Here is a 19,881-nt window from a genome sequence, read left to right as displayed (position 1 = left end):
GAGGATCCGGCTGTGGCGGTCGTCGGCGCTGGCGGCTGCGTCGCTCATGAGAACAAAAGAAGAACATTGGTCGACGGGAAAGTCAAGGAAATGGAACAACGGACCACACCGACCCAGTCGCTGCCTCGTCGGGGGAGCTGTCGGCGCAGCCGCCTGAGGGGGTCAGAACCGGCGTCTGGGCGGACCCGCTCCCGCAAGGGGGCAGGGACTATGGCGTCGGGGGGCGGCATGCGCCACGATGTGGCCCAGGTCCCGGGTCAGGGTCCCGCCCTGTTCCGGAGTTCCCCATGCGCCTTCGCCTCGCCGCCGCCGTCCTGGTCCTCGCCTGCGGGTCCGCCGCGGCCGAGCCGCCGATGAGCACCGCCGGGGCCGCGGCCCCTCTGCCCGTCGTGACCGAGCCGGCGCCGATCGCCCGGACCCCCGCGACGCCGTCGCAGGACCGCGAGGCCCGCGAGATCGGCGACTGGGCCGAGGGCGTGCTCGCCGGACGCCCGTCCGCGCCCGCGCCCGAGGAGATCGCCGCCGCCCCCGAGGGCCGCTGCCCGCCGTCCGACGGCAAGCCGCACGGCCAGGTGTGGGGCGGGATCGGCACCCGCGGCTACCGGGAGATCGGCGGCGTGGTCAGCCAGCGGCTCGGCGACTGCGGCAGCGTGACGGTCGGCATCAGCCACACCGAAGGCGACTTCGGCCGCCGCCGCCGCTGACCGCCCGTTGATCGGCGTCAACGCGCCGGCCCACGCCGGGAGCATCATCCTCCTGCCCTAGGAGGACCGCGCCATGACCCTCGCCCGCGCGCCGCAGCGCCCGCGCCACAGCATCGTCCACGCCGCGGTCATCGGAGCGGCGGTGCTGGCGGCCATCTTCCTGCTGTGCTGGGCCACCGAGGCCGTGGCGGGCTCTCCGCCCACCCGGGCGGTGGTCGCCTTGTTCGGCGGAGCCGACACCTCCAGCGCCAAGGCGGCCGTCGCCGGCCTCGGCTGGGCGATCATCTTCGGCTGCGTGGCCGGCGGCCTGCTGGCGATGTTCGGCAACCTGCTCAGCAACCTCGGCCGGCCGCGGTCCGCCTAGGGATCAGCCGGCGCGGGGGATGGCGGAGAGGGAGGGATTCGAACCCTCGATACCCTTGCGAGTATGCCGCATTTCGAGTGCGGTGCTTTCAACCACTCAGCCACCTCTCCAGGCCGGACCCGGACCCTGCCCGAAGGGGGTCCGCTGAGCGAGGCGCGGAACCTACTCATCCGACCCGCCTCGCGCAAGGGGCCGTTCAGCGCGGATAGAGGACCATCTGCGTGCAGCGGAAGGTGGCCATGAGCTTGCCCGTCGTCTCGTTGGTCACCTCGGCGTCCCAGACCTGGGTCATGCGCCCGCCGTGGACGAGCCAGGCGCGGGTGGAGACCACCTCCCCGATCTTCGCCGTGCCCAGGAAGTTGGACTTCAGCTCGATGGTGGTGAAGCCGCTGGCGCCTTCGGGCAGCGAGGCCACGCAGGCGTAGCCGCAGGCGGAGTCGGCGAGCGCCACCACCGAGGCGGCGTGCACGAAGCCGTTGGGCGCCATGTGGCCCTTGGCGACGGTGAAGCGGCCCTTGCCCGAGCCGTTGGCCACCTCTTCCCATTCGATGGCGAGATTGCCGGGCAGGGTGCCCTGCTGGCGCTCGGCGAAGAGCGCGGCCTGGTTGCCTTCCATCATCGTCGTCACGCCGCCGTGGCGGGCCCCTGGTAGCCGTCGCGCAGCTCGCGCTTGAGGATCTTGCCGATGTGGCTGCGAGGCAGGCTGTCGACGAGCTGGAGGTCGGCGAGGCGCTGGGTCTTGCCGACCCGGCTGTTCAGCCACTGGCGCAGCTCGTCCGGGGCGACCGTCCTGCCGGGCTTCAGGGCCACATAGGCCACCGGGGTCTCGCCCCAGGCCTTGGACGGCACGCCGACCACGGCGGCCTCGAGCACCGCCTCGTGCTTGACGAGCTCGGCCTCCAGATCGCTCGGGTAAATGTTGAAGCCGCCCGAGATGATCATGTCCTTCTTGCGGTCCATGAGCGTCAGGAAGCCGTCCTCGTCGAAGCGGCCCACGTCGCCGGTGCGGATGTAGCGCAGGCCCTCGGGGCTCCACCACTCGGCCTCCGACGTCTTGCCGGGCTGGTTGTGGTAGCCGACCATCATCGCGCCGGAGCGGCCGACGACCTCGCCGATCTCGCCCTGCGGCACCTCCTGGCCGTCCTCGCCGATCAGCCGGATGTCGTGGCCGGGGAGCGGCCGGCCCACCGTGTGCAGCTTGTCCGGGAACTCGTGGCACTGCAGGCCGCAGGAGCCGCCGCCCTCGGTCATGCCGTAGTACTCCACCAGCCCGCCGGGCCAGCGGTCCAGCACCTGGCGCTTCAGCTCGGCGGAGAACGGGGCCGAGGTCGAGAACTTCATCTGGAAGGACGACAGGTCGTACCTGTCGAAGTCCGGATACTCCATCAGCCGGCGGTACTGCACCGGCACCAGCATGGCGTGGGTCGCCCGGTGCTTCTCGGCGAGGTCCAGGAAGCCCTTCACGTCGAACTTCGGCATCAGCACCGCCGTGCCGCCGTTGGAGAGCGTCGGCAGGAACGAGACCAGGGTGGTGTTCGAATAGAGCGGCGTCGACACCATGGTCACCGCGCTGGGCGGATAGACGCCGCGGCGGATCTGGCCCCACCGCATCCGGTGCGGCTGGACGATACCCTTGGGCGCGCCGGTGGTGCCGGACGAATAGATGATGTTGAAGCCCTGGTCGGGATCGACCTCGTGCCGCTCGGGCTTCGCCCCTTCCGGCGCCAGCCAGTCCTCGAAGGGAACGCCGGCGTCGGAGCCGTCCAGGCTGACCCGCCTGGCCGTCACCTGGTCCATGACCCCGGCCATGTGCTCGGCGAGCGCCTTGTCGAGGAAGAAGACCTTGGCGCCGGAATCGTTGAGCTGGACGATCAGGCTCTCGGGCGTCGAGGAGGGCGCCAGCGGGGCCACGATGGCGGCGGCCCGCAAGGTTCCGAGGAAGGCCGCGCCGTACTCGACGCTGGAGCTGGCGCAGATGGCCGCCACCTCCGCCTTGCCGACGCCGTCCCGCTGCAGGGCGGCGGCGATGCGGTCCATGAGGGTGTCGAGTTCGGCGTAGGAGATCACCCGCCGCGCGTCCACCAGCGCCGGCTTGTCCTTCAGCTCCGCGGCCTGGGCGTGGATCACGTCGGCGATGGTCCCGAAGTCCTGGGCCAGCAGCTCCTCGGCGGTCATGGGCGCTCCTCAAACAGACGTTTCAATTCCCCTCTTAGCGCCTTGCGGCCGCCGCGTCAGGGGCGTTGAGTAGGGGCAAGCAAAGTGCGGGCGAACCCGCCGGCGGGAGGACGAGGATGGCCGACGAGGAGATGATCTCCTTCGGGGAGAAGCTGCGCCAGCATGCGCGGACGCACGGCGACCGGCCGGCGGTGAGCTGTGGCGAGGAGACGATCGGGTACGCCGAGCTGAACCGGCGCTCCAACCGCATGGCCCGGGCGCTGCAGGCGCTGGGGGTCAAGGCCGGGGACCTGGTCACCCTGGGGATGCCGAACGGCATCGGCTTCGTGGCCGCCGCTCACGCCATCTGGAAGCTCGGCGCCACGCCGCAGCCGATCTCGTTCCGCCTGCCGCAGGCGGAGCTGAAGGCCATCGCCGAGCTGGCGGACACGCCGGTGGTGATCGCCGAGTTCGGCCACGAGATCGGTCGGCCGATCGTGAGCGCGGACGCCCTGCTCGCAGCGAGCGAGGACGACGGCGACCTGCCCGACGCGACGCCGCCGATCTCCAAGGCGCCGACCAGCGGCGGGTCCACCGGCCGGCCGAAGCTGATCCTGGCGGGGCAGCCGGGCGTGACGCCCCGGCAGACCCCGGAGGTGGGCGGCTTCCGCCTGCGGCCGGACGAGACGGCGCTGATCCCGGCGCCGATGTACCACAACGCCCCCTTCGGCATGATGATGCAGGCCACCGCGCTGGGCGCCCACGTGGTGGTCATGCCGCGGTTCGATCCCGAGGCGACGCTGGCCGAGATCCAGCGGCGGCGGGCGACCTGGGTCTACCTCGTGCCGACGATGATGAGCCGGATCTGGCGCCTGCCCGAGGCCGCGCGGGCGGCCTACGACCTGTCGTCCGTGGAGACGCTCTGGCACATGGCCGCGCCGTGCCCGGCCTGGCTGAAGGAGGCCTTCATCCACTGGATCGCGCCGGGCGAGGTGATGGAGCTCTACGCCGGCACCGAGGCCCAGGCGGTGACCATCATCACCGGCTCGGAGTGGCTGACGCATCGCGGCTCCGTGGGCCGGGTCAGCGTGGGCGAGATGGCGGTGTTCGGCGAGGACGGCCAGCCGCTGCCGGCCGGCCAGACCGGCGAGATCTACATGCGCCGGGCGCCCGGGGCGCCGCCCACCTACCGCTACGTGGGCGCGACGCCCAAGACCCTGCCGGGGGGCTGGGAGAGCCTGGGCGACCTCGGCTGGTTCGACGCCGAGGGCTACCTCTACCTCGCCGACCGGCGGGCCGACATGATCCTGGTGGGCGGGTCCAACGTCTATCCCGCCGAGATCGAGGCGGCGCTGGAGGAGCATCCGGCGGTGCAGTCGGTGGCGGTGATCGGCCTGCCCGACGACGACTTCGGCAACGTGGTCCACGCCATCGTCCAGGCGCGGCAGGCGGTGTCCGAGGACGAGCTGCGGGCGCACCTGAAGGACCGGCTGGTGAGCTACAAACAGCCGCGCAGCTACGAGTTCGTGGACGAGGCGCTGCGCGACGACGCCGGCAAGGTGCGCCGCTCGGCGCTGCGCGAAGCGCGGCTGGGGATGCGCGCGCAGCCGGCGTGAGGGTTGAGCCGTCCTCAGGTGGGGAGCGGCCTGCCAGGCGCTGCAACCCGACGAAACGGCTGGCGAAACAGCGGCGCAATACGCTAGACATTTTTCGGAAGAACGGTACGCCGGCCGCGGAAGACGGCCGCGACTTCACTAGTCCCGGGGGGAGGGATCCAGGTTGATACGTGACGTCCTGGTCTGGCTGCAGACCCAGTTGGGCAAGGGGCCCGACGAGTATGCGATGTCCTGGAGCGAGCAGCTCCTCGGCTCGCTGAACTTCTGGGGCCTGCTGGAAGGCACCCACCTGCTGTCGCTGATGCTGTTCGCCGGGACGATCTTCGTGGTCGACCTGCGGCTGCTGGGCGTCACCTTCCGCAAGACGCCGGTGTCGGAGCTGAGCCGCCGGGTGCTGCCGCTGACGGTGTTCGGCTTCGTGCTGGTGATCCTCACCGGGCTCGCGCTGTTCTACGCCAAGCCCTTGGTTTACTACCACAATATCTGGTTCCGGGCGAAGCTGGCGTTCATCGTCCTGGCGCTCGTCAACATCATGGTCTTCCACCGCCGGGTGCAGCGGAACATCTCCGCCTGGGACAATCTGGCGAGGCCGCCGGCGGCGGCGCGGGCCTCGGCGGTGATCTCGCTGGCCTCCTGGGCCCTGATCATCATGCTGGGCCGGTTCATCGCCTACGACTGGTTCGAGTGCGGCAAGCCGCTGCCCGACTGGGCCAACGCCCTGCAGGAGTGCGCGGCCTCGGAGAAGGGCGCCCAGACGCTCGCGGAGCTCGCCCAATGACCCCGGCCGATCTCTTCCCGCACCTCCGCCCCTGGGTGGAGAACCTGGTCAACGTGTGGCCGGCGCCGATCGTGAAGCCGCAGTTCGCCCAGTGGCAGGTGCTGCACATCCTGTCGCTGGTGATCCTCGGCGGCACGAGCATCCTCATCAACCTGCGCCTGATCGGCGTGGGCGTGACCAACGAGAGCCCGTCGGAGGTCTACCGCAACCTCAGGCTCTGGCTGCACGTGGGCGTGGTCGGCATCGTCGTCTCCGGCGTGCTGATCGGCATGGCCAACGCCGAGCGGCTCTACGACTCGGTGGCCTTCACGGCCAAGATGCTGGCGCTGATCGCCGGGATCGTCCTGACCTACGCCGCCAGCGGCCCGGCCGCCAGGGCCGACGGCCGGGTGGGCGGCGCGGCGCGGATCGGCCTGCTGATCGGGCTGGCGATCTTCGCCGTGGCGCTCTGGGTGTTCGCCGGCGGCGACCTGGTGAATCCGGGCCTGTGGCACATGATCCTGGCCGCGGCCCTGGTCGTGCTGCTGGCCGCGCGCGGGGCGATCCGCTGGGTCTACCTGGCGGGGCTGCTGCTGCTGGTCGCGGCGCAGTTCGTGGCCACGCACATCGTCATCAAGCCGGACGACTATGCGCGGCTGGATCCGGTGAACATCGCCTTCGCCTGGATCTTCTCGGCGTGGATCTTCGGCGCGGCGGCCTTCCAGCTCGTGGCCGGCGGCCGCGACGGCGAGGGCGGGACGCTGGCCAGGGTGATCGGCTACGCGACCATCCTCGTCTGGGTGGTGGCGGCGGCGGCGGGACGCTGGATCGCGTTCGCCTGACGCGGTAGCCCTACGGCCCAGTTCGCCGGGAGGGGTTCGCATGGCGCGGAGTGCAAGGACGGCCCGGCCGAAGCTGGTCGTCGCCGTCTGCTTCCTGATCGCGGCCCTCGAGGGCTACGACATCCAGGCCTTCGGGGTCGCCGCGCCCCGGCTCGCGCCGGAGCTCGGCCTGAACGCCGGTCAGGTGGGCTGGGCGGCCAGCGCGGCGATGATCGGCCTGGTGCTGGGCGCCTTCGCCGGCGGCTGGGCGGCGGACCGCACCGGCCGGCGGCCGATCCTGCTGGGCTCCACGGCCTGCTTCGGCCTGTTCTCCATCGCCACCGCCTATGCCCCGGACTACGGCTTCCTGCTGCTGGCCAGGTTCCTGACCGGCCTGGGGTTCGGCGGGGCCATGCCCAACCTGATCGCCATCGCCGCCGAGATCAGCCGGCCCGAGCGCCGCGCGGCGACCACCAGCGCCATGTTCTGCGGCATGCCGGCGGGCGGGGCGGCGGTGGCCCTGCTCACCCAGCTCGGCGGCGAGGCGGTGGACTGGCGGGCGATCTTCCTGCTCGGCGGGGCGCTCCCGCTGCTGATCGCCCCGGTGATCGCCTTCCTGCTGCCCGAGACCCGGCCGCAGCGGGCGCCGGGCGCCGACCGCCGGCTGCTGCCCGCCCTGTTCGGCGAGGGCCGGGCCGTCCCGACCCTGCTGCTCTGGGCGGTGAACATGCTGACCCTGCTGGTCCTCTACCTGATGCTGAACTGGCTGCCGACGCTGGTGGTGGCCAAGGGGCACGGGCCGGGGGAGGGGGCCTCGGCGGCGCTGGCCTTCAACCTGGTGGGCGTGGCGGGCGCGCTGCTGCTGGGCCAGGCGGTGGACCGGGCCGGCTTCCGCTGGACGCTGGTGGCGGCCTATGTGGCGCTGGCGGGGGCGATGGCGGCGCTGGAGTTCGCGGCCGGCGCGCCGGAGATCCTGCTGTTCTCGGCCCTCGCGGGCTTCATGGTGCTGGGCGCGCAGTACGCCCTCTACGCCCTGGCCCCGACCCTCTATGCGGCGGAGGTCCGCGCGGCGGGCGCCGGCGCGGCGGTGGGGGTCGGCCGCTTCGGCTCGATCATCGGGCCGCTGCTGGCCGGCGAGCTGCGCCAGGCCGGCTGGTCGGCGGGCCAGGTGCTGGGGGCCATGCTGCCGGTGGCGCTGGCCGCGGCCGTGGCGGTGTTCGTGCTGACGTCGCTGACGCGCCGGCCCGGCTAGCCGGTGCTCTCCTGCGCGGGGGCCGGGGCGCCGGCCAGCGCCCGGGCGACCCACAGCAGGTTGCGGGCGGCGTTGCGGCCGACGGTGTCGGAATAGGCGTGCGCCTGCTGGGTGTCGGTGTAGTCGGGGCCGGGGCCGGGTCCCAGGTGCCAGTAGGTCCAGGACTGGCCTGGCACGGTCCAGCCGATGTCGATCAGCGCCTGGGAGACGGTGGCCACGATGTGATGGGCGCCGTCCTCGTTGCCGGTGACCACGACGCCGGCGACCTTGCCCATGACCCAGGTGCGGCCCTGGTCGTCGGTCTCGGAGAAGATGCCGTCCATGCGCTCCAGGGCCCGCTTGGCGACGCTGGACATCTGGCCCAGCCAGGTGGGGGTGGCGACCACCAGGATGTCAGCCGCCTTGAGCTTCGCGTGCACCGAAGGCCAGTCGTCGCCTTCGCCCATGTCGCTCTCGACGCCGGGCCTGATGTCGAGGTCGACGAGCCGGACGATCTCGGTCTCGACGCCGTCCTTCTCGAGCTGGGTCATGACCACCCGCGCCAGCGCCTCGGTGTTCGAGGTCTCGGGCGAGGCCTTCAGGGTGCAGTTGAGGACGAGCGCCTTCATGCGCAGGCTCCGGATCGGTCGGGGAACGATCCGGAGCTAACGGCGAAGCTGGCGGGGCGTTCCTAGAGGATGGGCTTGCCGCCTGTGACCGCCACCGTCGCGCCGGAGACGTAGGAGGCCTCGTCGGACGCCAGCATGACGTAGACGGGGGCGAGCTCCTTCGGCTGGCCGGGGCGCTGCATGGGCACCTGCTTGCCGAAGTCCTTCACCTTCTCGGGGGGCATGGTCGAGGGGATCAGCGGCGTCCAGATCGGCCCGGGCGCCACGCAGTTCACCCGGATGCCCTTCTCGGCCAGGAGCTGGGCCAGGCCGGCGGTGAAGTTCTGGATCGCGCCCTTGGTGGTGGCGTAGGCCAGGAGCTGCGGCGAGGGGGTGTCGGCGTTCACCGAGGTGGTGTTGATGATCGAGCCGCCTTCGCCCATGTGCGGGACGGCCGCCTTCACCAGGTAGAACATGGCGTGGATGTTGGTGCGGAAGGTGTAGTCCCACTCCTCGTCGCTGATCTCGCCGATCTCGTCGAAGGTCATCTGGTGGGCGGCGTTGTTGACCAGCACGTCGATCCTGCCGAACGCCTCCACCGCCTGCTGGACGATGGCCCGGCAGTGCTCGGGCGCGGAGATGTCGCCGGCCACGACCAGGGCCTTGCGGCCGGCCTGCTCCACCAGCCGGCGCGTCTCCTCGGCGTCCTCGTGCTCGTTGAGGTAGCTGATCAGGACGTCGGCGCCTTCGCGGGCGAAGGCCAGCGCGACGGCGCGGCCGATGCCGGAGTCGGCGCCGGTGATCACCGCCGCCTTGCCTTCCAGCCGGCCGGAGCCACGGTAGGTCTCCTCCCCGTGGTCCGGGCGGGGATCCATCTCGCGGGTGAGGCCCGGCGGGCGGGTCTGTTCCTGCTGCTCGAACGGCGGCTCGGGGAAGGTGTTGTCGTCAGCCATCGTCGTCCTCGTCGGTCTCGGTGTCGGTGAAGCGTTCGGCGTCGGGCTCGGCCTCGCCGTCCATGGCGATCCGCGGCCCATCCGTGGACGAGCCCGTGCGGTGGCCGTCCGGCGTCACCCCCGGGGCGTCCCAGGAGCGGGCGGGCTGGGACGCCTGTCCGTGGTGGGCGCGGTCGCCGCCGGCCCCCAGGCCGCCTGCGCCGTAGCCGGAGTCCTGGGCCGCGCCGTCGCCGGCGCCCTGCCGCGGCCCGTCCCGGTCCTGCGTCTTGCGGATGTCCTCGCCCATGGCGGCCTCCCTGGTGGTCGCGGAGGCAACAGGCCAGCGACGGGGTTGTTCCCCGCGGCGCGATCACGAAAGCCGCAGACGAAAAAGGCCCCGTCCGAACCGGGCGGGGCCTTTCGCTCTCCTCGGATCCGGCCGGAGCCGGGTCCGCGTCACATCATCCGCCGACGACCCGCGAGGGCGTGGTAGATGAACAGCACGATCACCGCGCCGATGGTGGCCACCAGCAGCGAGTAGAGGTTGAACCCGGTGACGCCGGCGGCGCCGAAACGGGTGAACAGGAAGCCGCCGACGAACGCGCCGATGACGCCCAGCACAAGGTCGAGCACGAGGTTGCCGCCCGAACGGTTCACCAGCTTGCTGGCGATGAACCCGGCGATCAGCCCCAGCACGATCCACGCGATAATGGACATAGGGGTCTCTCCCAAAACGCCGGCTTTCTACGACTGCCGCCGGCGAGCGCCGCGAAAAAGCCGGGAAGACGCCATCAGGTTCCCGATGAAGCGTCGCAGGACGTCGTCGCAACCTTGAGCGTCCATTGGGGTTTAGCCCCCCGCGTGTCGCCGGAACGACTGAAGGAGAGACCGTTGCGCAATAAGCTGTTCGCCGTCGCCGTCATGGGCGCGTCGGCCCTGTCGATGGCCGCTGTCCCGCTGACGGCGGAGGCCCAGAGCCGCCAGCGCGTGCTCGTCTGCGACAAGAGCGTGAAGAAGAAGGCCAACAACGGCACCCTCGTGGGCGCCGTGGCCGGCGGGGTGCTCGGCAATGTGGTGGCCGGCAACGGCGCCAAGACCGAAGGCACCGTGCTGGGCGCCGGCGTCGGCGCCGTGGTGGGCCACCAGGTCGCCAAGAAGAACGCCAAGAAGAAGCAGAACTGCCACTACGAGTACGTGCGGCGCTAAGGGCCGCGGCTCCGCTCCCTTCTCCCGGCGGGAGGAGGGAGCCGGCGCCCTCAGTGGAGCCTGAACTCCCCGCCGATGGCCTTGAGTTCGGCCGGCTTGATCAGCTTGCAGTGGCCGATGGTCACCTTGAACAGCGGTCCGTCCAGGGTGCGCTCCCAGAAATCCAGGAACTTCTTCAGCACCGGGAACTCCGGGAAGATGTCGTAGTCCTGCCAGATGTAGCTCTGCAGCAGAGCCGGGTGGTCGGGCATCCGGTAGAGGATCTCGGCCGTGGTCAGGCTGTAGCCCTCAAGCTGCTTGCGGAACTCCGGCGACGCCAGCATGTGCAACCTCACGCCTGTTGGTCCGGGCGCGGCCGCCGCTCTGGCCGTTGCGCGAGCGGCGCCGCGCCTGATGAAGGCTACGTCCGATTCGCGCGAAAGTTCCATGAAATCCGCGACTTAGCACTCGAGGCGAAGGTCTGCTGCCAAGCCGCTCAGAGCGGGTGGTACTTGGGGGTGAGGCGCACCGGGATCGGCTCGGCGAAGCGCCGCCAGCCGTGCTCGCGGATGACGTCGTTGCTCTCCTTGGCCCGCCGCCCGGGCCCGAGGGACCAGGTGATGTGGTAGGTGGAGCCGTCCGGCCGGTCGGTGGTCCCGCCGATGCGCACCACCATGGCCTGCACGCCCTCGCCGTCGTCGGCCTCGCCGACGATCTCGCCGGATCGCTCGGTGGGCAGCTTGATCTCGTCGGGAGCGAACTTCAGCGTCACGTGGTCGGCCACCGCCTCGGCGTAGCGCGGCGGGAACTGGGCGAGCAGATGCCGCCGGTCCTCGCGATCCAGCTCCCAGCCGATGTAGCCCTTCGCCATGACTAGACCTCCACCGCGCGGCGCGCCTGCCCTTCGACGCCGAACACCCGGCGATAACGCGCGACCTCGGCAGGGTCTCCCGTCGCCTTCTCGGGATTGTCGGAGAGCTTCACGGCGGGGCGGCCGCCGGCCTGCGTGACCTTGCAGACCAGGGAGATGGGCTGGAGGCCCGGGGCCTCGGCGCATCCTTCGAGGTCGTTGGTGAGCTTGGTGCCCCAGCCGAAGGCGACGCCTACGCGGCCGTGGAAGTGGCGATGGATGGCCTCGATCGAATCGAGGTCGAGGGCGTCGGAGAAGATCAGGGTCTTGGTCAGCGGGTCGCGGCTGCGGGCCTGCCACCAGGCGATCACGGCCTCTCCGCCTTCGATAGGCGGGGCGGAGTCGGGGCGAAGGCCGGGCCAATCAGCCACCCAGTCCGGCGCATCGCGTAGGAAGGCGGCGGTGCCGAAGGTGTCGGGCAGGATCACCTTCAGCCCGTCGTCGTAGAGGGCCTGCCATTCCTCCAGCACACGGTACTGCGCCTGCCGCAGGGCCGCGTCGTCCGGGGCGAGGGCGGCCAGGACCATGGGCAGCTCATGGCCGTTGGTGCCCACGGCAGGCAGGTCGAGCTCGCGCGCGAGGAGGACGTTGCTGGTGCCGCGGAAGGCCGGGCCCAGGCGGTCCTTCAGCGTCTGCACGGCCACCCGTTGCCACGCCAGGCTGTGGCGGCGGCGGGTGCCGAAGTCGGTGAGGGCGAGGCCCGGCAGGGCCTGCAGCCGGCGCGCCTTCTCCTCCAGGCGCCCGAGGGCGCAGGCGTAGAGGACCTCGACCTCGGCCGGACGCATCGCGGCTACCGCATGGCGCGCGCGCAGGCCGCTGATCACGGTGAGCGCCGGGATCTCCCAGAGGGTCACCTCGGCCCACGGCCCGGTGAAGGTCAGCTCGAGCTGACCGTCGGCGAGCGCGAGCTCGTAGGGCGGCAGCCGGAGCGTCTCCAGCCAGTCCAGGAATTCCGGCGCGAAGCGGTCCGTTCGGCCGTAGACGGGCGCGGTCTCCATCCAGGCGCGCTCCTCCGCCGTCACGCGGAGCGCGCGGACGGCGTCCAGGGCGGCGCGCAGCTCGGGCTCGGCGATCTCGTCGGCCAGACGTACGCGGCGGGTGCGGTTCACCAGGCTGAAGGTGACCGGCACGTCGCGGTGGTTGCGCCAGATGAGCTGCAGCATCAACAGCTTGTAGAGGTCGGTGTCCAGGAGGCTGGGGACCAGGGGCTCGCCGCGGCCGGAATGGTCGAGGCTCATGCGGGGAACAGCTCCGGCCGTCGCACGCGCAGCGCCAGCACCAGCGCGAGCGTCTTCAGGTCCTCGATCCGGCGGCCCGCCACCCAGTCCCAGAGCTGGGCGAGGGGCACCTCCATGACGGTGATGTTCTCCTGCTCGCCCTCGACCCCGCCGCCCTGCTCCACGCGGTCGGCGGCGCGGTACTCGGCGAGGAAGAGGTCGATGCGCTCGGACGAGACCCCCGGCGTGGAGAAGGGCGAGCCCACGTGGTCGAGGCGGTCGAGGCGCACGCCCACCTCCTCCAGCGCCTCGCGCCGGGCCGTGTCCTCGGCGTCCTCGTCCTCCACCATGCCGGCGGGGGCCTCGGCGAGCTCGGGCGGGCCGCCGGCCCAGATCACGGGCGGGCGCGGGATGGAGACCAGCAGCGCCGTCTTCCGCTCAGGGTCGTAGGGCAGCACCCCGACCGCGCGGCCATGGTGCTCGATCTCGCGGGTGACGGTCGCGCCGTCGCCGGCCGACAGGGTGGCCACCATCAGCGTGCAGTAGCCCTGGTAGACCGTCTCCACCTTGCGAAGCTCCACGGGCGCACCCCTCCTCTTGCTTTCGGCTCTTGCTTCGGGCTCGGAGCAGGAACCGCCGCCGCGCCGCCCCGGTTCAGCCCCCGAACAAAGGAGCAGGGCCATGGCGTCCGAATGGCTGGGCCAGGAGCCGGAGCGCAAGCCCCGCGCGCTGCAGGCCCGGGAGACGCGCGCGTTCGACGAGACGGCGGAGATCGCCCGGATGGTGGCCGAGGCGGCCGATCCCCTGCCGGACCCGGACGACCCGAGGTTCGGCGCCTGTTTCGAGCCCTTCGCGGACGCCCGTGTGGTGCTGCTCGGCGAGGCGAGCCACGGGACCTCGGAGTTCTATCGCGCGCGGGCGGCGATCACCCGCTGGCTGATCGAGCACCAGGGCTTCAACATCGTCGCCGTCGAGGCCGACTGGCCGGACGCCGCCGTGATCGACCGCTACGTCCGCTACCGCGGCAAGGCGAAGAACGCCCGCGACGCGTTCACCCGCTTCCCCACCTGGATGTGGAAGAACCGGGAGGTCCGGCAGTTCACGGAGTGGCTGCGCGACCACAACCGCATGCGGGCCGACGGCGCGCGGGCCGGCTTCTATGGTCTCGACCTCTACAACCTGCAGGGCTCGATCCGGGCGGTCATCGACTACCTCGACCGGGTGGACCCCGAGGCGGCGCAGGTGGCCCGCGCCCGCTACGGCTGCATCCTGCCCTGGAGCGAGGAGCCGGCGGTCTATGGCCGGATCGCGCTGACCCGCGGCTATGCCCCCTGCGAGGACGCGGTGGCGGAGATGCTGACCGACATGCTGAAGCGGGACCTCGCCGAACGCGACGGCGAGGACGACTTCGTGGACGCGGCGATGAACGCCCGCCTCGTGCAGGACGCCGAGGCCTACTACCGGGTGATGTACTACGGCTCGGAGGAGAGCTGGAATCTCCGCGACACCCACATGTTCGACACCCTGGAGGCGCTGCTCGAGGCGCGCGGGCCGGACGCCAAGGCGGTGGTGTGGGCGCACAATTCCCACATCGGCGACGCGCGCGCGACCGACATGGGCAAGGCGCGGGGGGAGCTCAACCTCGGCCAACTCTGCCGGCAGCGCTGGGGCGAGGCGGCGCGGCTGATCGGCTTCGGCACGCACGCGGGCACGGTGGCCTGCGCGTCGGACTGGGACGAGCCCATGGAGGTGAAGCGGGTGCTGCCGTCCCGGGCGGACAGCTACGAGGCCATCGCCCACCAGGCGGGAGCCGGGCCCTGGCTGCTCGACCTCCGGGCCGGCCGGCACGCCGCGCTGCGCGAGCGGCTGATGGCGCCCCGGCTCGAGCGGTTCATCGGCGTGATCTACCGGCCGGAGACGGAGCGCTGGAGCCACTATGTGGAGTGCGTCCTGCCCGAGCAGTTCGACGCCTTCGTCTGGTTCGACGAGACGACGGCGGTGACCCCGCTGCCCGCGGCCCGGTCCGGCGATCATGAGACCGGCGGCGAGGACACCTGGCCGTCCGGGCTTTAGGAGCCGTCACGTCGCTCCCCCTCCGGCCAAGCCGGCTGAGGGGATCTGCACCGAGGTCTGAGCGGACCCCCTCGGCCCCTCAAGGCCGCCTCCCCGGCGGGAGGGGCTAGGCGGTCGTCGCGGCGGCGGCGCGGCGGCCGAGGCGGTCCCAGACGCGTTCGTGGATGGCGAAGGCGAGGGTCTGGAAGACAGGCTCGATCATCCCGATGGCCAGGGCCGCGCGCCAGTCGCGGGTCAGGGCGTAGGCGACGGTGATCGCCACGGTGAGGTGCATGATCGAGTAGCTGACGGTCTTCTTGGCGGCGCGCATGGCGGTCTCTCTTGCGAACGGTTCTCAACATAATCCCGACCAATGGAAATTCCAAGAACCATCGAAGACTTCTTTCTCCAGTCGGTGACGCTTGATCGTCGGCAGGAGAGGGCCATCTGACGCGGCCATGTCCCAGCTCGGCCTCTTCGACGACGCGCCTGCCGCTCCGGACCTGCCGCCGGGCTTCGCCTACCGGCCGGCGTTCCTGACGCCGGAGGAGGAACGGGCGATCGCGGGCGAACTGGCGGAGCTGCCGTTCGAGCCGTTCCAGTTCCGCGGCTTCGAAGCCCGCCGGCGGGTGTGCTCCTTCGGCTACCGCTACGACTTCAACAGGGGCGTGCTGGAAGACGCCGAGCCGATCCCCGACTGGCTGCAGCCGGTGCGGGCGCGGGCGGAAGCCTTCGCCGGCCTGGCGCCCGGCGGGCTGCAGCAACTGCTGATCAACGAATACCTGCCCGGCGCCCCGATCGGCTGGCACCGGGACCGGCCGCAGTTCGAGAAGGTGGTGGGGATCTCGGTGGGCGCGCCCTGCGTGTTCCGGCTGCGCCGCCGGGCGGGGTCGGGCTTCGCGCGCAAGTCGCTGACCCTGGAGCCGCGCTCGGCCTATCTGATCGCCGGCGAGGCGCGGGAGGCCTGGGAGCACTCGATTCCGCCGGTGGCGGCGCACCGCTATTCGGTGACCTTCCGCAGCTTCCGGAGCGGCCCGGGGCCCGGGTTGCCAGCCGGCTGAACACCGTTCACCCTGCCCGGCGATACGGGGAGGACAACAGGATGAACCGGCTCGCGCTCCTGGCGGCCGCGGCGCTCTTCGCCGCCGGCGCCGCCCAGGCGAAGACCCTCAACGTCGCCCCCGGCGGCGACGCCCAGGAAGCCCTGCAGACCGCCCTGCTGGACGCCAAGCCCGGCGACGTGGTGCAGATCTCGGCCGGGCGCTACGAGCTGACCGACGGCCTGTCGCTGGACGTGGACGACGTGACGGTGCGCGGCGCCGGGCCGGACAAGACGGTGCTGTCGTTCAAGGGCCAGAAAGGGGCCGGCGAGGGTCTGCTGATCACCTCCGACCGGGTGACGGTGCGCGACCTCGGGGTCGAGGACACCCGCGGCGACGGGCTGAAGGCCAAGGGCTCGGACCAGATCAGCTTCGTCAACGTGCGGGTGGAATGGACCGGCGGGCCGAAGGAGACCAACGGGGCCTACGGGGTCTATCCGGTCTCCTCCACCAACGTGCTGATCGACAAGGTGACGGTGCGCGGCGCCTCCGACGCCGGGATCTACGTCGGCCAGTCGAAGAACATCGTGGTGAAGGACAGCCGGGCGGAGTTCAACGTCGCCGGAATCGAGATCGAGAACTCCTACAACGCCGACGTCTTCGACAACGTGGCGACGCGCAACACCGGCGGCATCCTGGTGTTCGACCTGCCGAACCTGCCGCAGATGGGCGGGCACTCGCACCGCATCTACCGCAACCGGATCGTCCAGAACGACACGCCGAACTTCGCGCCCAAGGGCAACATCGTGGCCAGCGTGCCGGTGGGCACCGGCGTGATGGTGATGGCCAACAAGAACGTCCACGTTTTCGACAACGAGATCGACGGCAACCAGTCGGCGGCCGTCATGCTGGTCAGCTACACCCAGAAGTTCGACGACAAGACCTACAACCCGCTGCCGCGCGACGTGGTGGTCCGCGGCAACCGGATGGGCAAGAACGCCCACGATCCGAAGTTCCCGGGCGCCGAGATCCTGGCCAAGGCGCTGGGCGGGACCCTGCCGCCGGTGATGTGGGACGGGGTCACCGCGCACCCGCAGAACAGCGATGTGGTCAAGGTGCGGCTGGAGGACGGGCCGGTGCTGAACCTGCGCCTCAAGGGACCGGGCCAGCTTATGACCGCCGATCCCACCGTCACCCCCACCGCCGGCGACGCCCCGGTGGCCGAGCCGAAGCCGGTGACGCTGCCGAAGGCGCAGGCCGACCTTGCCGGCTAGAGGCGTCTTCGCGCGCCTGGCGGCGCTGGCCGCGGCGCTGGCCTGCGTCTCGGCGGCGCCGGCGCCGAAGGGCCCGGCGCTGGACGTCATCCTCGCCGAGGCGCCCGCCCCCCGGCTCTCCGACTACCGGCTGTTCGAGGACGGCCGGCCAGACCCGGCGCTCACGCCCTATGCGCTGAACACGCCGCTGTTCAGCGACTACGCCGAGAAGTTCCGCCACCTGTGGCTGCCGCCGGGGACCAAGGTCCGCTACCGCGCCGACGGGGTGCTGGAGTTCCCGGTGGGGGCGATGCTGGTGAAGACCTTCGCCTTCCCGGCCGACCTGCGCCGCCCCGAGCAGGACGTCCGCTGGATCGAGACGCGGCTGCTGATCCGCAAGGCGCAGGGGTGGACGGCGCTGGCCTATGTCTGGGACGCCGAGCGCAAGGACGCGGTGCTGAAGCGGGCCGGCGCGCGGGTCGCGGTGCGCTTCGTCGACGGCCAGGGCCGGGCGCGCGACGTGGACTACGCCGTCCCCAACCAGAACCAGTGCAAGGAGTGCCACCAGCTCGACAGGACGCTGGTCCCGGTGGGCCCGAAGGCGCGCAACCTGAACGGCGACTTCGCCTATGCCGACGGCCGCGAGAACCAGCTCGCCCGATGGGCGCGGATGGGCCTCCTGGAGGGGGCGCCCAAGCCCGCCGCGGCGCCCCGGACGCCGCGCTGGGACGACCCCACCGAGCCGCTGGCGGCGCGGGCCCGGGCCTATCTGGACGCCAACTGCGCCCACTGCCACCAGCCGCGCGCGATCGCCTCGAACTCCGGCCTGTTCCTGAACCTCGAGGAGACGCGGGCGGCGCATCTGGGCGTCGGCAAGGGGCCGGTGGCGGCCGGGCGCGGCTCCGGCGGACTTTCGGTGTCCCTCGACCCTGGCCACCCGGACCGCTCGATCCTGGTCTATCGCATAGCCTCGTCAGAGCCCGGGGTGATGATGCCCGAGCTCGGCCGCAGCCTGGTGCACGACGAGGGCGTGGCGCTGATCCGGCAGTGGGTGGCCGAGATGAAGCCCTAGCGCCCGCCCTGGGCGACGATGGCGGTGTCGGCCGCGCCGTGGCCGAGGGCGGCGAGCAGGGGCGCGTCGCGGCCGTAGATGTCCTCCCGGCGCGCGAGGCCGCCGGCCGCCGGCATGGCGGTGAAGTAGGTGATGTAGACCGGGATCGGCTGGTCCAGCTCGACCTGCCGCTCGATCTCGCCGCCGGCGGCGGCGGCCGGCGCGCGGTCGCCGAACAGCAGGCCCGAGAGCGCCAGAGCGTCCTCGAGGCGGACGCAGCCGGAGGAGACGTAGCGCGCCTCCTCGCCGAACACCGCCTTGTTCGGCGTGTCGTGCAGGTAGATGCCGAGCGGGTTGGGCAGCATCAGCTTGACCTTGCCCATCATGTTGCGCGGCCCGGGCTTCTGGCGCACCCGCACCTGGAGGTCGCCCCGGTAGATCGCCTCCCAGTCGAGGGTCGCCGGATCGAGCTCGACGGCGTCGGCCTCGTAGCCGGAATAGACCACCATCTCCTCGGTCTGGAGGTAGCCCAGACCCTGGTCGAGGACGTTGCGGGCCACGGTGGTGCGGACCAGGTCCTCGGGGACGTTCCAGTAGGGGTTGAAGATCGCGTGGCGGATCAGGCCGGTCATGATCGGGGTGGGCAGGCTGGGCTTGCCCACCGCCACCTTCATGGCCGTGCGGACCTCGCCGTCCTCGTAGAGCCAGAGCTGGCGGGCGGCGGTGTCCACCAGGATGAAGCGGTCGCCGAACTCGGGCGGGAGCGCGCGGGCGCGCTCCAGGTTGGCGAGGATCAGCGCCTCGTCGGCCGGGGCGCCGCCGGCCGCGCGGTGGGCGGCGAGCGCGCGGCGGAAGCCGTCGTAGATCGGGTTCATCCGGGTGAGGGCGGCGACGTCGGGCGCCTCGCCCTCGCCGAGCGCGGCCAGGAGGCGCCGCGCGCTGGGCGCGGTCTCGGGAAGCTGCGGGTCGACGAAGGCCGGGCCGGCCTCGCCGCGGCCCTGCCGCAGGTCGAGGGCGAAGCGGACGAGGGTGCGGGTCAGCGCGAGCTCCGCGTCGGCCACGGCCGCCGGGTCGCCGGAGTTCGCCTGGTCGAGGGCTGCGGCGAGTTGCTCGGGCGCGTAGGACGCGGGATCGAGGCCGTCGTCGGCGGCGTCGCGCAGGCGCGCCAGCAGGGCCTCGGCCGCCGGCTTCGGCCCGGCGTCGAACCAGACCGGGACGTGCCCGCGCCGGCCGTAGAAGGCGGCGAGCTCGGCGTCCTCGCCGGAGGCGCCCAGCAGCCGGTAGCGGAGCTCCGCGCGCAGCACGGTGTCGGCCACCGCCGAGCCGGAATACGGATCGGGCAGGACCTGGGCCGCGGCCGGCGCGCCGACGCCGGCCAGGCTGAGCGCCGCGATTGAGACGGCGAGGAGCGCGCCCGGCCGACGGCCGGACGCGCTCGACACGGTGGCTATGTCAGCCCCGCTCGCCGGTGCTCGGAGCCGGCGTCGGCGCCGGAGCCGGGGTGGGTTCCGGAGCGGGCGCGGGCATGGTCTCGGCGGTGGACGGGGCGGTGTCGGCGACGGGGGCCGCCGAGCCGGTGTCGGCCGCCATCTGGTCGTTGTTGCTGGCGCAGGCGGTCAGCAGGCCCGCCGCGGCGACCGCGCAAACGATGAAGCGCATCTTGTTCTCCTCCTGTCGTGAAGCGACGCCGTCTAATTTTCCACGGCCCGGCTTGGTTCCCGGCGTTCGGCGAATCCGGTGTCGCTTTTCAAGGAGGTGATGGCCGGCGATCGATCCTAGTCCGTGTACGGCGCCCGCGTGGTCATCGGCGCGTCGGGATCGGTGGGCGGCGGGGTGGCCGCCCGCGGGGCCGGCTGGGGCTCGGCGGCCGGCGCCGGTTCGGGCAGCGGCACGACCCGCGGGACCACCGGCTCGGCGGCGGCGGGCGCAGACGCGGCGGCGGCCGGCGCTGGCGCCTCGACGCTCGGCGCGGGGCGGGCGGCCCGG

Annotated in this window: 24 protein-coding genes, 1 tRNA gene and 1 pseudogene; 11 read left to right on the top strand and 15 right to left on the bottom strand. The window is 71.9% G+C overall.

The genetic code is table 11. The features are described 5' to 3' along the window. Positions 1-287: 287 nt before the first annotated feature. Together ACE3Q8_RS22400 and ACE3Q8_RS22395 are read left to right on the top strand one after the other, a co-directional pair. Positions 288-704 carry a hypothetical protein gene (locus tag ACE3Q8_RS22400; protein ID WP_374473040.1) on the top strand — a complete coding sequence of 139 codons (417 nt, stop codon included), beginning with the start codon at positions 288-290 and terminating at the stop codon, positions 702-704. 73 nt (positions 705-777) lie between these two features. Beyond that, positions 778-1,068, top strand: a complete 291-nt coding sequence (locus ACE3Q8_RS22395) for a hypothetical protein (protein WP_374473038.1) — start codon at positions 778-780, stop codon at positions 1,066-1,068. Positions 1,069-1,088: 20 nt separating this feature from the next. Here the strand turns inward: ACE3Q8_RS22395 and ACE3Q8_RS22390 are convergent. The 3 genes from ACE3Q8_RS22390 to ACE3Q8_RS22380 all read right to left on the bottom strand — a co-directional run bounded on the left by ACE3Q8_RS22390 (position 1,089) and on the right by ACE3Q8_RS22380 (position 3,243). Continuing rightward, a tRNA-Ser gene (locus ACE3Q8_RS22390) sits at positions 1,089-1,178 on the bottom strand. A gap of 86 nt (positions 1,179-1,264) precedes the next feature. After that, positions 1,265-1,687 carry a PaaI family thioesterase gene (locus ACE3Q8_RS22385; protein WP_374473041.1) on the bottom strand — a complete coding sequence of 141 codons (423 nt, stop codon included), beginning with the start codon at positions 1,685-1,687 and terminating at the stop codon, positions 1,265-1,267. 5 nt (positions 1,688-1,692) lie between these two features. Further along, a complete protein-coding gene (locus ACE3Q8_RS22380; protein ID WP_374473036.1) occupies positions 1,693-3,243 on the bottom strand; it encodes a class I adenylate-forming enzyme family protein in 1,551 nt (516 codons plus the stop codon). 116 nt (positions 3,244-3,359) lie between these two features. Here ACE3Q8_RS22380 and ACE3Q8_RS22375 point away from each other — a divergent pair, with 116 nt between their 5' ends. The 4 genes from ACE3Q8_RS22375 (at position 3,360) to ACE3Q8_RS22360 (ending at position 7,668) form a co-directional block, all read left to right on the top strand. Next, entirely contained in the window at positions 3,360-4,838 is a 1,479-nt protein-coding gene (locus tag ACE3Q8_RS22375) for an AMP-binding protein (protein ID WP_374473035.1), read from the top strand. A 163-nt stretch (positions 4,839-5,001) separates the two neighbouring features. After that, positions 5,002-5,616: a DUF6644 family protein gene (locus tag ACE3Q8_RS22370; protein WP_374473034.1), complete on the top strand. Its 615-nt coding sequence runs from the start codon at positions 5,002-5,004 to the stop codon at positions 5,614-5,616. Continuing rightward, on the top strand, positions 5,613-6,437 hold the full coding sequence (locus ACE3Q8_RS22365) for a DUF6644 family protein (protein ID WP_374473032.1): 825 nt from the start codon (positions 5,613-5,615) through the stop codon (positions 6,435-6,437). The genes ACE3Q8_RS22370 and ACE3Q8_RS22365 overlap by 4 nt, the downstream gene beginning before the upstream one ends. 40 nt (positions 6,438-6,477) lie before the next feature. Next, positions 6,478-7,668, top strand: coding sequence for an MFS transporter (locus ACE3Q8_RS22360; protein WP_374473030.1), 1,191 nt, complete (start codon positions 6,478-6,480; stop codon positions 7,666-7,668). Here ACE3Q8_RS22360 and ACE3Q8_RS22355 read toward each other — a convergent pair. The 4 genes from ACE3Q8_RS22355 to ACE3Q8_RS22340 all read right to left on the bottom strand — a co-directional run bounded on the left by ACE3Q8_RS22355 (position 7,665) and on the right by ACE3Q8_RS22340 (position 9,904). Beyond that, positions 7,665-8,276 (bottom strand): flavodoxin family protein, encoded by a 612-nt coding sequence (locus ACE3Q8_RS22355; RefSeq protein WP_374473029.1) that lies wholly within the window; start codon positions 8,274-8,276, stop codon positions 7,665-7,667. The two genes, ACE3Q8_RS22360 and ACE3Q8_RS22355, sit on opposite strands and share 4 nt — an antisense overlap. Positions 8,277-8,338: 62 nt before the next feature. Continuing rightward, positions 8,339-9,208 carry an SDR family oxidoreductase gene (locus ACE3Q8_RS22350; protein WP_374473027.1) on the bottom strand — a complete coding sequence of 290 codons (870 nt, stop codon included), beginning with the start codon at positions 9,206-9,208 and terminating at the stop codon, positions 8,339-8,341. Then, complete coding sequence (locus ACE3Q8_RS22345; RefSeq protein ID WP_374473025.1) at positions 9,201-9,494, bottom strand: hypothetical protein; 294 nt, start codon at positions 9,492-9,494, stop codon at positions 9,201-9,203. Before ACE3Q8_RS22345 ends, ACE3Q8_RS22350 begins: the two co-directional genes overlap by 8 nt. 149 nt (positions 9,495-9,643) lie before the next feature. Beyond that, positions 9,644-9,904, bottom strand: coding sequence for a GlsB/YeaQ/YmgE family stress response membrane protein (locus ACE3Q8_RS22340; RefSeq protein ID WP_374473023.1), 261 nt, complete (start codon positions 9,902-9,904; stop codon positions 9,644-9,646). Positions 9,905-10,078: 174 nt separating this feature from the next. Between ACE3Q8_RS22340 and ACE3Q8_RS22335 the strand changes: the two genes are divergently transcribed. Continuing rightward, entirely contained in the window at positions 10,079-10,393 is a 315-nt protein-coding gene (locus ACE3Q8_RS22335) for a glycine zipper 2TM domain-containing protein (protein WP_374473021.1), read from the top strand. 50 nt (positions 10,394-10,443) lie between these two features. On the opposite strand, the gene ACE3Q8_RS22330 is transcribed toward ACE3Q8_RS22335, so the two are convergent. The 4 genes from ACE3Q8_RS22330 to ACE3Q8_RS22315 all read right to left on the bottom strand — a co-directional run bounded on the left by ACE3Q8_RS22330 (position 10,444) and on the right by ACE3Q8_RS22315 (position 13,080). Continuing rightward, the gene (locus tag ACE3Q8_RS22330) at positions 10,444-10,716 is read right to left on the bottom strand and encodes an usg protein (RefSeq protein ID WP_374473019.1); all 273 of its coding nucleotides are present in this window, start codon (positions 10,714-10,716) and stop codon (positions 10,444-10,446) included. A gap of 152 nt (positions 10,717-10,868) precedes the next feature. After that, entirely contained in the window at positions 10,869-11,243 is a 375-nt protein-coding gene (locus ACE3Q8_RS22325) for a hypothetical protein (RefSeq protein ID WP_374473018.1), read from the bottom strand. Between the two features lie 2 nt (positions 11,244-11,245). Beyond that, complete coding sequence (pncB, locus tag ACE3Q8_RS22320; protein WP_374473016.1) at positions 11,246-12,520, bottom strand: nicotinate phosphoribosyltransferase; 1,275 nt, start codon at positions 12,518-12,520, stop codon at positions 11,246-11,248. After that, positions 12,517-13,080 (bottom strand): NUDIX domain-containing protein, encoded by a 564-nt coding sequence (locus ACE3Q8_RS22315; protein ID WP_374473014.1) that lies wholly within the window; start codon positions 13,078-13,080, stop codon positions 12,517-12,519. The genes pncB and ACE3Q8_RS22315 overlap by 4 nt, the downstream gene beginning before the upstream one ends. Before the next feature lie 100 nt (positions 13,081-13,180). On the opposite strand from ACE3Q8_RS22315, the gene ACE3Q8_RS22310 reads away from it, so the two are divergent. Then, entirely contained in the window at positions 13,181-14,572 is a 1,392-nt protein-coding gene (locus tag ACE3Q8_RS22310; protein ID WP_374473012.1) for an erythromycin esterase family protein, read from the top strand. Between the two features lie 106 nt (positions 14,573-14,678). On the opposite strand, the gene ACE3Q8_RS22305 is transcribed toward ACE3Q8_RS22310, so the two are convergent. Further along, the gene (locus ACE3Q8_RS22305; RefSeq protein WP_374473010.1) at positions 14,679-14,882 is read right to left on the bottom strand and encodes a DUF2061 domain-containing protein; all 204 of its coding nucleotides are present in this window, start codon (positions 14,880-14,882) and stop codon (positions 14,679-14,681) included. Between the two features lie 127 nt (positions 14,883-15,009). On the opposite strand from ACE3Q8_RS22305, the gene ACE3Q8_RS22300 reads away from it, so the two are divergent. From ACE3Q8_RS22300 to ACE3Q8_RS22290, 3 genes are read left to right on the top strand one after another with little or no spacing between them, the layout of a single operon-like run. Further along, a complete protein-coding gene (locus ACE3Q8_RS22300) occupies positions 15,010-15,612 on the top strand; it encodes an alpha-ketoglutarate-dependent dioxygenase AlkB (protein WP_374473008.1) in 603 nt (200 codons plus the stop codon). A 41-nt stretch (positions 15,613-15,653) separates the two neighbouring features. Next, entirely contained in the window at positions 15,654-16,865 is a 1,212-nt protein-coding gene (locus tag ACE3Q8_RS22295) for a parallel beta-helix domain-containing protein (RefSeq protein WP_374473006.1), read from the top strand. Continuing rightward, positions 16,855-17,916: an SO2930 family diheme c-type cytochrome gene (locus tag ACE3Q8_RS22290; RefSeq protein WP_374473004.1), complete on the top strand. Its 1,062-nt coding sequence runs from the start codon at positions 16,855-16,857 to the stop codon at positions 17,914-17,916. The genes ACE3Q8_RS22295 and ACE3Q8_RS22290 overlap by 11 nt, the downstream gene beginning before the upstream one ends. Here the strand turns inward: ACE3Q8_RS22290 and ACE3Q8_RS22285 are convergent. The 3 genes and pseudogenes from ACE3Q8_RS22285 to ACE3Q8_RS22275 form a co-directional block, all read right to left on the bottom strand. Further along, positions 17,913-19,337, bottom strand: coding sequence for a L,D-transpeptidase family protein (locus ACE3Q8_RS22285; RefSeq protein WP_374473002.1), 1,425 nt, complete (start codon positions 19,335-19,337; stop codon positions 17,913-17,915). The genes ACE3Q8_RS22290 and ACE3Q8_RS22285 overlap by 4 nt on opposite strands. Before the next feature lie 10 nt (positions 19,338-19,347). Continuing rightward, positions 19,348-19,554, bottom strand: a complete 207-nt coding sequence (locus ACE3Q8_RS22280) for a hypothetical protein (RefSeq protein WP_374473001.1) — start codon at positions 19,552-19,554, stop codon at positions 19,348-19,350. Between the two features lie 116 nt (positions 19,555-19,670). After that, positions 19,671-19,881 (bottom strand): annotated as a pseudogene (locus ACE3Q8_RS22275) (hypothetical protein); the annotation flags it as partial.

This window comes from Phenylobacterium sp. (assembly GCF_041913825.1).
In the GTDB taxonomy this organism is placed as follows: Bacteria; Pseudomonadota; Alphaproteobacteria; order Caulobacterales; family Caulobacteraceae; genus Phenylobacterium.
The sequence above is the reverse complement of the archived record's forward strand: the minus strand, read 5'-3'. Positions and strand labels throughout refer to the sequence as shown.

Excerpts from the sequence above, each read along its gene's own strand:
- ACE3Q8_RS22400 (WP_374473040.1), top strand. The coding sequence starts at position 288 with ATGCGCCTTCGCCTCGCCGCCGCCGTCCTGGTCCTCGCCTGCGGGTCC.
- ACE3Q8_RS22395 (WP_374473038.1), top strand. The coding sequence starts at position 778 with ATGACCCTCGCCCGCGCGCCGCAGCGCCCGCGCCACAGCATCGTCCAC.
- ACE3Q8_RS22385 (WP_374473041.1), bottom strand. The coding sequence starts at position 1,687 with ATGATGGAAGGCAACCAGGCCGCGCTCTTCGCCGAGCGCCAGCAGGGC.
- ACE3Q8_RS22380 (WP_374473036.1), bottom strand. The coding sequence starts at position 3,243 with ATGACCGCCGAGGAGCTGCTGGCCCAGGACTTCGGGACCATCGCCGAC.
- ACE3Q8_RS22375 (WP_374473035.1), top strand. The coding sequence starts at position 3,360 with ATGGCCGACGAGGAGATGATCTCCTTCGGGGAGAAGCTGCGCCAGCAT.
- ACE3Q8_RS22365 (WP_374473032.1), top strand. The coding sequence starts at position 5,613 with ATGACCCCGGCCGATCTCTTCCCGCACCTCCGCCCCTGGGTGGAGAAC.
- ACE3Q8_RS22360 (WP_374473030.1), top strand. The coding sequence starts at position 6,478 with ATGGCGCGGAGTGCAAGGACGGCCCGGCCGAAGCTGGTCGTCGCCGTC.
- ACE3Q8_RS22355 (WP_374473029.1), bottom strand. The coding sequence starts at position 8,276 with ATGAAGGCGCTCGTCCTCAACTGCACCCTGAAGGCCTCGCCCGAGACC.
- ACE3Q8_RS22350 (WP_374473027.1), bottom strand. The coding sequence starts at position 9,208 with ATGGCTGACGACAACACCTTCCCCGAGCCGCCGTTCGAGCAGCAGGAA.
- ACE3Q8_RS22345 (WP_374473025.1), bottom strand. The coding sequence starts at position 9,494 with ATGGGCGAGGACATCCGCAAGACGCAGGACCGGGACGGGCCGCGGCAG.
- ACE3Q8_RS22340 (WP_374473023.1), bottom strand. The coding sequence starts at position 9,904 with ATGTCCATTATCGCGTGGATCGTGCTGGGGCTGATCGCCGGGTTCATC.
- ACE3Q8_RS22330 (WP_374473019.1), bottom strand. The coding sequence starts at position 10,716 with ATGCTGGCGTCGCCGGAGTTCCGCAAGCAGCTTGAGGGCTACAGCCTG.
- ACE3Q8_RS22325 (WP_374473018.1), bottom strand. The coding sequence starts at position 11,243 with ATGGCGAAGGGCTACATCGGCTGGGAGCTGGATCGCGAGGACCGGCGG.
- pncB (WP_374473016.1), bottom strand. The coding sequence starts at position 12,520 with ATGAGCCTCGACCATTCCGGCCGCGGCGAGCCCCTGGTCCCCAGCCTC.
- ACE3Q8_RS22310 (WP_374473012.1), top strand. The coding sequence starts at position 13,181 with ATGGCGTCCGAATGGCTGGGCCAGGAGCCGGAGCGCAAGCCCCGCGCG.
- ACE3Q8_RS22305 (WP_374473010.1), bottom strand. The coding sequence starts at position 14,882 with ATGCGCGCCGCCAAGAAGACCGTCAGCTACTCGATCATGCACCTCACC.
- ACE3Q8_RS22300 (WP_374473008.1), top strand. The coding sequence starts at position 15,010 with ATGTCCCAGCTCGGCCTCTTCGACGACGCGCCTGCCGCTCCGGACCTG.
- ACE3Q8_RS22295 (WP_374473006.1), top strand. The coding sequence starts at position 15,654 with ATGAACCGGCTCGCGCTCCTGGCGGCCGCGGCGCTCTTCGCCGCCGGC.
- ACE3Q8_RS22280 (WP_374473001.1), bottom strand. The coding sequence starts at position 19,554 with ATGCGCTTCATCGTTTGCGCGGTCGCCGCGGCGGGCCTGCTGACCGCC.